The 13,173-nt window shown below is 74.0% G+C and carries 9 protein-coding genes; 5 read left to right on the forward strand and 4 right to left on the reverse strand.

The window, feature by feature from the left end:
- Positions 1-306 precede the first annotated feature (306 nt).
- Positions 307-2,544 carry a 3-hydroxyacyl-CoA dehydrogenase NAD-binding domain-containing protein gene (locus SYYSPA8_RS29285; RefSeq protein ID WP_323450391.1) on the forward strand — a complete coding sequence of 746 codons (2,238 nt, stop codon included), beginning with the start codon at positions 307-309 and terminating at the stop codon, positions 2,542-2,544.
- 33 nt (positions 2,545-2,577) lie between these two features.
- Here the strand turns inward: SYYSPA8_RS29285 and SYYSPA8_RS29290 are convergent, their stop codons facing one another.
- The gene (locus SYYSPA8_RS29290) at positions 2,578-3,393 is read right to left on the reverse strand and encodes a MerR family transcriptional regulator (protein ID WP_323450392.1); all 816 of its coding nucleotides are present in this window, start codon (positions 3,391-3,393) and stop codon (positions 2,578-2,580) included.
- 73 nt (positions 3,394-3,466) lie between these two features.
- Between SYYSPA8_RS29290 and SYYSPA8_RS29295 the strand changes: the two genes are divergently transcribed.
- On the forward strand, positions 3,467-4,147 hold the full coding sequence (locus SYYSPA8_RS29295) for a hypothetical protein (RefSeq protein WP_323450393.1): 681 nt from the start codon (positions 3,467-3,469) through the stop codon (positions 4,145-4,147).
- A gap of 37 nt (positions 4,148-4,184) precedes the next feature.
- Here SYYSPA8_RS29295 and SYYSPA8_RS29300 read toward each other — a convergent pair whose 3' ends face one another.
- Entirely contained in the window at positions 4,185-5,264 is a 1,080-nt protein-coding gene (locus SYYSPA8_RS29300; RefSeq protein WP_323450394.1) for a S1 family peptidase, read from the reverse strand.
- 222 nt (positions 5,265-5,486) lie between these two features.
- The gene (gene sph, locus SYYSPA8_RS29305; RefSeq protein WP_323450395.1) at positions 5,487-6,485 is read right to left on the reverse strand and encodes a sphingomyelin phosphodiesterase; all 999 of its coding nucleotides are present in this window, start codon (positions 6,483-6,485) and stop codon (positions 5,487-5,489) included.
- Between the two features lie 234 nt (positions 6,486-6,719).
- Between sph and SYYSPA8_RS29310 the strand changes: the two genes are divergently transcribed.
- The 3 genes from SYYSPA8_RS29310 to SYYSPA8_RS29320 all read left to right on the forward strand — a co-directional run bounded on the left by SYYSPA8_RS29310 (position 6,720) and on the right by SYYSPA8_RS29320 (position 12,103).
- The gene (locus SYYSPA8_RS29310; RefSeq protein ID WP_323450396.1) at positions 6,720-8,780 is read left to right on the forward strand and encodes a Xaa-Pro dipeptidyl-peptidase; all 2,061 of its coding nucleotides are present in this window, start codon (positions 6,720-6,722) and stop codon (positions 8,778-8,780) included.
- A 151-nt stretch (positions 8,781-8,931) separates the two neighbouring features.
- The gene (locus SYYSPA8_RS29315; RefSeq protein WP_323450397.1) at positions 8,932-10,221 is read left to right on the forward strand and encodes a M14 family metallopeptidase; all 1,290 of its coding nucleotides are present in this window, start codon (positions 8,932-8,934) and stop codon (positions 10,219-10,221) included.
- A gap of 196 nt (positions 10,222-10,417) precedes the next feature.
- The gene (locus SYYSPA8_RS29320; RefSeq protein ID WP_323450488.1) at positions 10,418-12,103 is read left to right on the forward strand and encodes a BCCT family transporter; all 1,686 of its coding nucleotides are present in this window, start codon (positions 10,418-10,420) and stop codon (positions 12,101-12,103) included.
- Positions 12,104-12,155: 52 nt separating this feature from the next.
- Here SYYSPA8_RS29320 and SYYSPA8_RS29325 read toward each other — a convergent pair whose 3' ends face one another.
- Positions 12,156-13,115, reverse strand: coding sequence for an FAD-dependent oxidoreductase (locus SYYSPA8_RS29325; protein WP_323450398.1), 960 nt, complete (start codon positions 13,113-13,115; stop codon positions 12,156-12,158).
- Positions 13,116-13,173: the final 58 nt, after the last annotated feature.

The raw sequence follows: 13,173 nt of genomic DNA on the forward strand, positions 1-13,173 counted from the left end.
TCGCGTGCCCTAGGCCGTCTCTTACGGATCTTGCTGGGGCTCGCGTGCCCTGGCACCGCACCTCGCCGCGTTGTCGTCAATCGCCGATGGCCCCCTGGGCCTGGCGGCCCGGGTGGGGGTGCCACCGGCGGAGCCAGGGGGAGTACCCCCACCGCATGGACTCATTCCTCCGCCTTGCGATGCACGGCACCAGACCCCGCTCCCTCACCCAGCCTGATCCGTAAGAAACGACCTAGCCGCCCGCCGCCACCCCGTACCCCGCGTCCTTCGCACCGCCGCCACCGCACCGACCCGGAGACCGCACCCATGAGCCAGAGCGCCCGTACCCCACAGACGACAGCCACGACCGGCACACCGGAGGCCGACGCCCCGATCCGCTGGGAGCGGGACGGCACCGGTGTCGTCACCCTCGTCCTGGACGACCCCGGCCGCTCCGCCAACACCCTGCACCAGGGCTTCGTCGCCGCCCTGACCGCCGTCGCCGCCCGCGCGGAGGCCGAGCGCGAGACCCTGCGGGGCATCGTCGTCACCTCCGCGAAGAAGACCTTCCTCGCCGGGGGCGACCTCACCGAGCTGATCCGCATCGGCCCCGCCGATGCGGCGGTCGCCTTCGACACCTCCATGGCCGTCAAACGCGCGCTGCGCACGATCGAGACTCTGGGCGTGCCCGTCGTCGCCGCGATCAACGGCTCCGCGCTGGGCGGCGGCTACGAGCTGGCCCTCGCCTGCCACCACCGGATCGTCCTGGACGCCCCCGGCACCCGGATCGGCCTGCCCGAGGTGACCCTCGGCCTGCTGCCCGGCGGCGGCGGGGTCACCCGCGCCGTCCGGCTCCTCGGCATCACCGACGCCCTGCTCAAGGTGTTGCTCCAGGGCACCCAATACACCCCCCGCGGGGCCCTGGAGAACGGGCTCGTCCACGAGGTGGTCACCAGCCCGGGGGAGCTGACCGAACGGGCCCGTGCCTTCATCGACGCCCACCCGGAGTCCCACCAGCCCTGGGACGCCCCCGGATACCGCATCCCCGGAGGCACCCCGTCCAGCCCCCGCTTCGCCGCCGAGCTGCCCGCCTTCCCCGCGAACCTGAAGAAGCAGACCGGCGGGGCGCCCTACCCGGCCCCCCGCAACATCCTCGCCGCCGCCGTCGAGGGCTCCCAGGTCGACTTCGCGACCGCGCAGACCATCGAGGCCCGCCACTTCACCGAGCTGGTCACCGGACAGACCGCCAAGAACATGATCCAGGCCCTGTTCTTCGACCTCCAGAGCGTCAACTCCGGCGCGAGCCGCCCCACGGGCCCCGAGCCGCGCCCGGTGCGCCGGGTCGCCGTCCTCGGCGCCGGGACGATGGGCGCGGGCATCGCGTACGCCTGCGCCCGCGCCGGGATCGACGTCGTCCTCAAGGACGTCACGGCGGACGCGGCACGGGCCGGGAAGGCGTACTCCGAACGGCTCCTGGACAAGGCGCTCGCGCGGGGCCGCACCACCGGGGAGCAGCGGGACGCCCTGCTGGCCCGGATCACCCCCACCGCCGATGCGGCCGACCTCGCCGGCTGCGACGCCGTGATCGAGGCCGTCTTCGAGGACACCGCCCTCAAGCACGCGGTGTTCCAGGAGATCGTCAAGGTGGTCGCCCCCGACGCGCTGCTCTGCTCCAACACCTCCACCCTGCCCATCACCCTGCTCGCCGAGGGGGTGGAGCGGCCCGCCGACTTCATCGGGCTGCACTTCTTCTCCCCCGTCGACAGGATGCCGCTGGTCGAGATCGTCCGGGGCGGGCGCACCGGCGAGGGGGCCCTGGCCCGCGCCTTCGACCTGGTCCGGCAGATCAACAAGACACCGATCGTCGTCAACGACTCCCGGGGCTTCTTCACCTCGCGCGTCATCGGCCGCTTCCTCAACGAGGGCGTCGCGATGATCGGCGAGGGCGTCCCCGCCGCCTCCGTCGAACAGGCCGCCGCCCAGGCCGGCTACCCGGCGAAGGTGCTCTCGCTGATGGACGATCTGACCCTCACCCTCGGCCGCCGCATCCGGGAGGAGACCCGGCGCGCGGTCGAGGCGGCCGGCGGCACCTGGACGGGGCACCCCGCCGACGCGGTCGTGGACCGGATGGCGGACGAGTTCCACCGCCCCGGCCGGGCCGGTGGCGCGGGCTTCTACGACTACGCCGAGGACGGCACCCGGACCGGTCTGTGGCCGGGGCTCGCGGAGCACTTCGGCCGCCCCGACCACCAGGTCCCCTTCGCCGACATCCAGGAGCGGATGCTGTTCGCCGAGGCCCTGGACGCCGTGCGCTGCCTGGAGGAGGGGGTGCTGACGTCCGTCGCCGACGCGAACATCGGCTCCATCATGGGCATCGGCTTCCCGGCCTGGACCGGTGGTGTGCTCCAGTACATCAACGGGTACGAGGGAGGGCTGCCCGGTTTCGCCGCGCGCGCCCGCGAACTGGCCGCCCGCTACGGTGACCGGTTCACGCCGCCCGCGCTCCTGGTGACGAAGGCGGAGCGGGGGGAGCGGTTCGGCGCGGAGCAGCAGCGGACCGGCTGACCCCGCGCCCCACGAGGGCCCGGTACGGGACCGTCAGCCGCCGGACGACCCGGCGGCGGTCCCGTCGGCGGGCGTACCGGGTGTGCCGGGTGGGCCGGACGACCCGGCGGATCCGTCCGCCGTGCCGAACGCCGCCCGCAGCTCCTCCTTCAGCGACCGCTGGAACGCGGCCACCAGCGCCTGCACCACCATCGGCCGCAGCGGCGCCGACCGGGACCGCATGTCCGCCACCCGTTCCGGATCCGGCTCCCGCTCCCGGTACGGGTCCCACACCTCGTCCCGGAAGATCCGGGTCAGCTCCTCGGCCGCCGCCTGCGTGTGCCGCACCAGCACCGTCCGGGCGGCGAGGATCGTCTCGTACCCGATGGGCACGTCCAGCAGTTGCGCACCGAGGCGCAGCAGCCCCGGATCGACCCGGAAACGGTCCTCCGGCTCCCGGCCCACGCGCCACACGGCCCCCATCGCCACCAGCCGGTCGACGGCGTCGCCGGTCAGCGCCCGGCCCGCCCGCCGCTCCAGACCGGCCCGGTCCGTCTCCTCGTCGGCACCCGGCGCCCAGGACGCCACCAGCGCCCGGTGCAGGGCGAGATCCCGGGCGTCCAGCCCTTCGGGCAGCCGCTCCAGATGGCGTTCGATGGCCGCCAGGGTCATCCCCTGGTGCTGCAACTCCTCGATGAGCGCCAGCCGGGACAGGTGCTCCTGCCCGTAGTGCCCCACCCGGCGGGGGCCGATCCGCGGCGGTGGCAGCAGGCCGCGCGTGCCGTAGAAGCGGATGGTCCGTACGGTCACCCCCGCCCGCGCGGCCAGCTCGTCGACGGTCAGCGTCGGTTCCCGCGCCCCGGTCGCCATCGCCGCACCTCGCTCTCTCCCGGCGGGTCCCGATCGCCCTGCGGTGCAACAGTATTGCTGTCGCACCGTCGCTGTGAAAGACATCACCGGGTACGGGGAAGCGGGGGCCACCGGCCGGAAGGAGCGGGGAACCGGGGACGGGATCGAACACGTCTTCGCCCGCGACGTCCATGACCGGGACGTCGGACGACGAAGGAAGCAGACGGCCATGACCACCGCCGTACCCCCGAGCACCCCGCGCCGCACGAAGCCGCTCACCCCGCGCCGGGCGGCCGCGACCGCCGTGACGGCCGCGCTGGCCGCGTTCACCGTCTGGGCGGCCCTGGCCGACTCCACCCCGTACGACGTGCGGGCCGACCCGGCGGTCTCGGTGCGGATCACCCCTGAGAAGTCCGAGTATCCGTACGCGAAGGAACTCGCCGGCGACACCGACGAACTGATCAGGGCGTACGCGCAGCGGCTGAGGGCGGGGGACGCGCGGGACCTGGCCCGGCTCGGCGCGCCCTGGTACGAGGGCCGTTACGCGGAGGCCGTCCGGCAGATCGAGCGGTACCAGTCCGCCGCCGACGAGCCGGTGCGGGTGGTGGTCGGCGATCCGGTCACGGACTATCTCGGCGGTGCCGTGGTGCGGTTCGCCGACGGCCAAACCCAGCGGCTGGGGCTGGTCCGCGACGAGGACGGCGTCTGGTACCTGGAGCTGGGGACGGGCGACCCCACCGGGCGGATCGCACACGAGTGGCTGATACCCCGGTGACCGGGGGCGGGCCCGCCTCGGCCCGCCCCCGGGCCCGTCAGTAGACCTCGACCCCGTAGACGCCCAGTGCCTCGGCCACCGGCTGGTGGATCGCCGTGCCCCGGGTGCCGGTGCACCCGGCGCTGCCGGAGTGGACGCCGAGCGCGGTCGTCCCGCTGAAGTGGGCGCCGCCGCTGTCGCCGCCCGCCGAGCAGGCCGTCGTGCGGACCATCCCGTACACCGGGCCGTCGCTGTAGTTGACGGTCACGTTCACGGCGGTGACCTGCCCGGACGTCAGCCGGGTGGTGGAACCGCTCTTCTGGAGCGACTGGCCGACGACCGCGTCCGCCGCGGTGGCGATGTCGGCGGCGGTCCCGTCGTACCGGTTGACGGTGCCGGGCGGCTGGGAGCCGTCCGTGTAGCGCACCAGGCCGAAGTCGTCACCCGGGAAGCTGGAGCCCTCCGTGGCCCCGATCTCCGGTCCGCCCCGGGCGGCCGACCAGGTGGCGACCCCCTCGGTGCAGTGGCCCGCCGTCAGGAAGAACCGCTCCCCGCCCCGGGCCACGTTGAACGCCGCCGAGCAGCGGATGCCGCCGCCGAAGACGGCCTCGCCGCCCGCGACCTCCCGGGTGAAGACTCCGGGGACGCGCTCGACCCGTACCGCCCCGCCGAGGCCCGTGGCCACCCGGGCGAGCCGGGCCAGCGAGGCGGGGGAGACCGAGGAGTCGGCCTGGACCGCGATCTGGTTGGTGGACGGGTCCAGACCCCACGAGGTGCCGGGGATCTTGGCCTGGGACTCCAGGGCGGCCATCGCAGAACCGAGTTCGGCGGGCCCGCGCCGGACGATCTCGGCACGGGCCCCGTGGGCCTCGACCTCGGCGGCGGCCGCCTCGCTGGTGACGGTGACCACCAGTTGCCCGGAGGCCGGGTCGAGATAGGACCCGGCCGTGTCCTCGCCGAGGGAGCGCTCCAGCCGGTCGTTGAGGGCGTACTGGCCGGCCGACGCGGTGACCCCGGGGTCCGGCTCCGGCGGCGGCGAGGGATCCGGCGCGGCCTTGGCCGGCCCGGATCCGAGTGCCAGGGCGGTCAGGGTGAGCAGGACGGTGGCACCGGTCCGCAGCCGAGGCGTGCGTCTCATGGGGCTTCTCCTTCGCTGGGTCCGTGGGGGGCTGCCGAGAAGCGCCGGCCGGTGGGGCCGGCCCCGTTCAATGTGGCATGACCCTGACACGTAGACAAGAGTGGTTGCGGAGTCATCGATTCCGCGCCACGGCGGGGCGGAAACCCGACGGGTGTCCGCTCCTGGGGCTCCGTCAGGCCCCGCGCCCGGGGCATGGAGGGGCCCCGGGCGGCGTACCCGCGGTCAGCGCCCGGAACCCACCACGGGGTAGTGGTCCGAGAGCTGGGTGTACGTGTACGTGCGGCCCCAGCTGGAGACCGTCCACGGGGCCGTGCGCTCCGCGATCACCTCGTGGGTCCAGCGCGCGGGGCGCGCGTGCCCGGCCCGGTGCAGGACGTGGTCCAGGTCCTCGCTGGGCAGCCCCGGATAGCGGTCGGCGGCGATCGAGTTGCCCGTGGTGTCGAAGGAGTACGGGTGGCCGGTGCGCGCGTCGGGTGCCATCAGGTCCAGGGTGGCGAGGGTCGCCGCGTACTCCGGCGTGCGGGTGTCCACGTTCAGGTCGCCCGCGACCACCACCCGCTCGGCCGCCGGGATCGCCTTGGCGTCGAGGAACGCGTCGATCTCCCGGAACTGGCTCGCACGGACCCGCGCGGCCTCCCCGGCCCGGCAGCCGGGGTCGGTGGACTGGGCGTGCACGCCGACCACATGGGTCGGGACACCGGCGACCGAGAGCCGCGCGTAGGCGAAGCCCTTGTTGGAGAAGCTGTCCGCGCCGCAGGAGTCCGCGAAGACGTACTGCTCCTTGCGGGTGATGGGCCAGGCGCTCAGCAGGGTGACGCCGCCGTCCTCGGGGGTGAACGCGGAGTACGCGCCGCCGGTCGCGTCCCAGCCGGAGGTGGTCCGGCCCACGACGGGGGTCTGGTGCGGATAGCGGTCGGCCGCGTTCCGCTTCAGTGCGTCGGAGGTGGGGTTGTCGAACGCCTCCTGGAGCACCACGACATCGTGCCCCCGGAAGAAGGGCGCGGCGGGTATCGCCGCCGCGCGGTGCCGCTGGCCCCAGTTCGGATAGAGGACCTGGGAGAAGAGGAAGACGTTGTGGCTGAGGACGCTCAGCCCGGGGGGCGTCGCCGGTGCGGGGGCGGCCGACGCGGGGGAGGCCGCTCCGGCGGCGAGGCCCGTGGCCAGCAGGGCCAGCAGGGCCGACAGGGCTGCCGAGGCGTTGCGGAACGAAAGCCTGGACACAGGATCTCCTGGGGTCGACGGGGTCGACGGGGTCGATGGGGTCCGGCGAGGAGGGGACGAGGAGGGGACGGGGAGGGGGCGGGGGAACGACAACCATCCAATCAGCTGAGGTTACTGATAAGTAATCAGTTGGTGTACCCCTCCCGGCGCCCCCGCCAACCATCGGGGTGGACCCGCGACCGACGCACGGATCGTCCTCTGTCGCCCACGGGTCACGCGGAGTACGGTCCGCCCATGCCGATATGTGCGCGGGGCACCCGCTTGCCGTACAGATCGCTCGTGGTGGCGGCCTCGGCCGCCCTGATGACCCTGACCCTCACCCCGGCGGGCGCGCTCGGCGCCCCCGCGCCCCAGGGCCCCCGGGAGAGACCCCCGGCCGCCCGGGTGCCGCAGGTCACCACCCCCGTGGAGAGCACCCCGATCTACTCCTACGAGAACGCCGTCCGCGAGTCCGTCTGGGTGGACACCCGGCTGGACGGCGACGGCGACGGCCGCACCGACCGGGTCGCCGTCGACATCGTCCGCCCCCGGGAAGCCGCGCTCCAGGGCCTGCGCGTACCCGTGATCATGGACGCCAGTCCGTACTACTCCTGCTGCGGCCGGGGCAACGAGTCCCAGCGCAAGACCTACGACGCCGCCGGCCGGCCCGTGCAGTTCCCGCTCCACTACGACAACTACTTCGTCCCCCGGGGCTACGCCTTCGCCGCCGTCGACCTCGCCGGGACCAGCCGCTCCGACGGCTGCGCCGATGTCGGCGGCGCGGCCGACATCCAGTCCGCCAAGGCCGTCGTCGACTGGCTGAACGGCCGCGCCACCGGCTACACCACCCGCACCGGCACCGCCCTTGCCACCGCCGGCTGGAGCACCGGCGACACCGGGATGATCGGCAAGAGCTACGACGGCACCGTCGCCAACGGCGTCGCCGCCACCGGGGTCGAGGGCCTGAAGACCATCGTCCCCATCGGCGCGATCTCCAGCTGGTACGACTACTACTTCGCCAAGGGCGCCCCGCTCTACGGCTCGGGCCCCGAATGGCTCTCGAACTACGTCAACAGCCCCGCCGCCCGCCAGCGCTGCCAGGCCGTGCAGCAGCGGCTCGTCGCCGGGGCCCCGCGCAGCGGCGACCTGACCCCCCTGTGGGCCGCGCGCGACTACGTGCCCGCCGCCTCCCGGGTGCGCGCCAGCGTCTTCGCCGTCCACGGCATGCAGGACCTCAACGTCCGCACCAAGCACCTCGGCCAGTGGTGGGACGCCCTGGCCGCGCACGGCGTCGAGCGGAAGATCTGGCTCTCCCAGACCGGCCACGTCGACCCCTTCGACTTCCGCAGGGCCGAGTGGGTCCGTACCCTCCACCGGTGGTTCGACCACTACCTCCTGGGCCACGACAACGGCATCGACCGCGAGCCCATGGCCGACATCGAGCGCGCCCCCGACCGGTGGACCACCGACGCCTCCTGGCCGCCGGGCGGCACCGTCCCCACCGAACTCCACCCCGGCAAGGGCGCAGTGGCCGGCGTCGGCACCCTCTCCGCGACCCCCGCCGCCCCCGGCGACACCGAGACCTTCACCGACGACCGGACCCTGGACGAGACCGACTGGGCCGCCCAGATCGACCGGCCCACCCCCGCGAAGGCCGGTTTCACCACCCCGCCCCTCACCCGGGACCTGCGGATCGCCGGCTCCGGGAAGGTGCAGGTCACCGTCACACCCACCACCTCCACCGCCCATCTGACGGCGGTCCTGGTGGACCTCGGCCCCGACACCATCCGGGACTACTCCGCCGCCGGCGAGGGGATCACCACCCTCACCAACCGCACCTGCTGGGGCCCGAGCACCCCCGGCGACAGCTCCTGCTACCGGGAGACACGGGCACAGAACCGGGCCGTCGACTACACCATCGTCAGCCGGGGCTGGGCCGACCTCGGCAACCACGCGTCCGACGCGCAGGGCCGCCCGCTCACCCCGGGCCGGGCGCACACCATCACCCTGGACCTGAACGCCACCGACCACGTGGTCCCGGCGGGACACCGGCTGGCGCTGATCATCGCGGGCACGGACGCCGGACTCCTCGAACCGCCCCCGAGCACCCCGTCGCTGACCCTCGACCTGAGCCGCACCACGGCCCGGCTGCCGATCACCGGCGGACTGCCGGCCCTGGTCCGCGCCACCGCCGGGGCCGGGGCCGCCGCACCGGTCGCACCCGCCGCCGAAGCACCGCCGCTGCGGGGCGTCGACGGGCCGCGCGCCGCTCCCCGCATCCCCGACAGCGTGTTCCGTCCGGGCGGTCGGCGCTGACCCCACCGGCCGATCCGCCGTCTGATCCATCCGCCGCCGCCCGCCGACCCGGCGGGCGGCGGCCCCCCGTCCGTCCGCCGCCCCCCCCGAGCACCCGGAGCCGACCGATGACCACCGCACCCCCCACCCCGACCACCGCCGGAGCGGGCCGATGACCTCCTGGCCGCGCGTCGCCGCGCTCACCGCCCTCGCCACCGCCCTCGCCGTCCCCCTGGTCACCGCCCCCGCGCAGGCCAGCCACCGCCCCCAGCCACCCCGTACCGGATTCGAACTGACCTGGGGCGCCCGCTGGACCGGCGAGGACGAGGAACGCGCCTTCCTCGCCGAGGTCGACCGGTCCGGCGACCGGGTCGCGGTCCGCCGGATCGGGACCACCGCCCAGGGCCGGCCGCTGCGGCTGGTGCGGATCGGCGACCCCGGGGCCAGGAGCCGCGTCCTGCTGGTCTGCTCCCAGCACGGCGACGAGCCCGCCGGCCGCGAGGCATGCCTGACCACCGTCCGCGACCTCGCCTTCGACCGCGACCGCGAGACCCGCGCGCTGCTCTCCCGTACCCAGGTGCTCGTCGTCCCCAACGCCAACCCGGACGGCCGGGCCGCCGACACCCGGGGCAACTCCGCCGGGACCGACATCAACCGCGACCACCTCGCCCTGCGGACCGCCGAGGGCCGGGCGCTGGCCGCCGTCGTCCGCGACCATGCCCCGGACGTCGTCTACGACCTGCACGAGTACGGGGCGACCCCGCCGTACTACGACCGTGAGCTGTTCGACCTGTGGCCCCGCAACCTCAACACCGACGCGCGGGTGCACCGCGAGTCCCTGACGCTGTCCGGGGAGTACGTCCGCCCCGCCGCCCACGACGCCGGACACACCACCGGCACGTACGGCATCTGGACCGACCCCGCCACCGGTGCGCCGATCCGCCAGGTCGCCGGCGACGGCCAGGAACGCATCCTCCGCAACGCCACCGGCGTCAAGAACGCCGTCGGACTGCTCATCGAGAGCCGGGTCGACGCGCTGACCGACGCGGAGAGGGACGACCCCGCCCTGAACAACCGCCGCCGGGTGGGCAGCCAACTCGCCGCACTCGACGGGCTGCTGTCCTTCGCCCGCGAACGGCGCGGCGCCATCGAGCGGGCCACCGGCCCGGCCCGGCTCGCGGGCCTCGCCGACCGGGGCCCCGTCTACCTGGGCGGCGCCGACAACCAGCCCGCGCCCCCGGATCGGATCCTCACCGACCCGCCGTGCGGCTACCGGCTGGACGCCGCCGGATTCGCCGCTGTACGCGATGAACTGGCCCTGCACGGGGTGGTGGCCGTACCCGGGCCCGACGGCGGGGCGCTGGTGCCCCTGCGGCAGTCCCAGCGGAAGCTGGTCGTGCTGCTGCTGGACCCCCGGGCGACCCATCACCTCACACCGGGGCGGGCCGTCACCGCCTGTTGACCGCGTCCGGCACGCGACCTGTGGTAGGGGGTAGCGGAAGACAAAAGCCATCTTCCGCGCAAACCTCTGAAAGGTGCCACGCGTGTCGCACGGACCACGACCGGACGAACCGGACGACCGGGACGACCGGGGAGCGCCCGCACCGGCGGACCGTCCCCCCGGTCATCCCGCCGGCCATCCCCATCACCACCCCCACCTGCCCGGTTCGCCCCGGCCGTCCGACGACGAACACGTCGAACCCGTCACCGACCGGGTGGTCTTCGGGGTCACGGCGGTCCTCACCCTCGCGTTCGTCGTCTGGGGGTCGCTGGCCACCGAGACCCTCCAGGACGTCTCCAGCTCCCTGCTGAGCGGACTGATCCACAACGGCGGCTGGGCCTTCGTCCTCTTCGCGTCCGGCTTCGTGGTCTTCGCCCTCTGGCTGGCCATCAGCCGCTACGGCCGGATCCCGCTCGGCGACGAGGGGGAGGAGCCCGAGTTCCGTACGGTCTCCTGGGTCGCGATGATGTTCAGCGCGGGCATGGGCATCGGGCTGATGTTCTACGGGGTGAGCGAGCCGCTGGCCCACTACAACGACCCGCCGCCGGGCACCGAGCCCCAGGATTCCGCCGACGCCATGCAGATCTCCATGGCCACCACGCTCTTCCACTGGACCCTGCACCCCTGGGCGATCTACGCCGTCGTCGGACTCGCCATCGCCTACAGCACCTTCCGCCGCCGGCGCCGCCAGACCATCAGCGCCGTCTTCGAACCGCTGATCGGCGAGGAGCGCGCCCGGGGCGGTCTCGGCCGGTTCATCGACATCCTCGCCATTTTCGCCACCCTCTTCGGCTCGGCCGCCTCCCTGGGCCTCGGCGCCCTCCAGATCGGCAGCGGCTTCCACGAGCTGAACTGGATGGAGAAGACCGGCACGGGGCTGCTCGTCGCCATCATCGCGGTGCTGACGGTGGCGTTCGTGCTCTCCGCCGTCTCCGGCGTCGAGAAGGGCATCCAGTGGCTGTCCAACACCAACATGGTGCTGGCCTTCCTGCTCGTCCTCTTCGTCTTCGTCGCGGGGCCCACCATCCTCGTCCTCGATCTGCTGCCCACCTCCATCGCCTCCTACTTCGGCGAACTGCCCCAGCTCGCCGGGCGCACCGAGGCCACCGGCGGCGAGGGCGTGGCCGACTGGCTGGGCAGCTGGACCGTCTTCTACTGGGCCTGGTGGATCTCCTGGACCCCGTTCGTCGGCATGTTCATCGCCCGGATCAGCCGGGGCCGGACGATCCGTCAGTTCGTCGGCGGCGTCATCCTGGTGCCCAGCACCGTCAGCCTGGTCTGGTTCGCGGTCTTCGGCGGTACGGCGATGAAGCTCCAGGAGGGCGGGAAGCTCGGCGACAAATCCACCGCCGAGGGACAGCTGTTCGACGTGCTCCAGCAGTTCCCGATCCCCACGGTGATGAGCGTGCTGGTGATGGTCCTCGTCGGGATCTTCTTCGTCTCCGGCGCCGACGCGGCGTCCGTGGTCATGGGCACCCTCTCCCAGCAGGGCACCTTCGAACCGTCCCGGATGGTCGTCGTCTTCTGGGGCGTCGTCACCGGCGCCGTCGCCGCGATCATGCTCCTCATCGGCGACGGCGAGGGCGACGCGCTCGCCGGCCTCCAGAACCTGACCATCCTGGTCGCCGCGCCCTTCGTGGTCGTGATGGTGGGCATGTGCGTCGCCCTCATGCGCGACCTGCGGCACGATCCGCTGATCGTACGGAAGGAGATGGGCACCGAGATCGTCGAGTCCGCTGTGATCGCGGGTCATGAGCGGTACGACGGCGACTTCGAGATCCGTATCGGGCCGGGCGTCGGGCCCGAGGACGGACGGGACCCGGTCGGCCCGGCCCCGCGCTGACGGAATCCTGTCCCCCGGGGCGCCGGCGGACCGGGCGCCCCGGGGACGCCGCTCAGACCGGGGGCACCAGGGCGGCCGCCGCCCGCGCGCAGCCCCAGGCCACCGTCACGCCCGCGCCGCCGTGGCCGTAGTTGTGGACCAGCAGCCCACCGCCCGGCCGGGGTTCCGCCGCGATCCGCACCCCCGCCGGACGGGCCGGGCGCAGCCCCACCCGGTGGTCCAGCACCCGGGCCCCCGTCACCTGCGGCCAGCGGCGGGCGCAGCGCGCCACGATCTCCGCCGCCGTCGCCGGATCGGGAGCCGTACGCCAGTCGTCCTCCTCGGCGGTGCCGCCCAGGATCAGCCGGCCGGGCTGCGGCAGCAGATAGGTGCTCTTCGACTCGACGTCGTCCACCAGGGAGTACCACTCCTCGATGCCCGGGTTCTCCACCAGCACCAGCTGGCCCCGCACCGGGCGCACCCCCGGGTCGTCGGCCAGCTCGCGGGCGCCCAGGCCGGTGCAGTTCACCACCGTCCGGGCCGCCGCGAGCGGCTCGGCGAGCGAGGTCACCGTCCGCGTGAGGACGGTGCCGCCCGCCGCCCGGAGCCGCTGCCGCAGCCATGCCAGATGGACGGGCATGTCAACCAGCGGCACCCGTGCCCACACCCCCTCCGTGTGTCCGGCGGGCAGTTCGTCCGTCCGGGCCGCGCGCAGCCCCGCCACGGCGGCGGCCCACGGCCCGAGCGTGCCGGGGCCCTGGCCCGCGAGGACGCCCCCGACCAGCCGCACCCCCGTCGTGCCGGGATCGGCCGCGTACTCCTCGTACACCCCGAGGGATTCCACGGCCCACCGCGCGACCTGCTCCTTCGGTTCGATCCGGTACGGCCACCACAGGCCGCCCGCCACCGAGGACGTCGTCAGCTCCGCCGGCTCCCGGGTCCAGACGCGCACCCGGTGGCCGCGTTCCGCCAGCACCACGGCGGTCGTCAGCCCGCTGACCCCGCCCCCCACCACGATCACTTCACCGGTCATACGGCGACCGTAGCGAATGCCGCGCGGCGCGGCCGGATCGGGCGGCGGACGGGGATAC

It is taken from the genome of Streptomyces yaizuensis (assembly GCF_034961445.1).
GTDB classification, from domain to species: Bacteria; Actinomycetota; Actinomycetes; order Streptomycetales; family Streptomycetaceae; genus Streptomyces; species Streptomyces yaizuensis.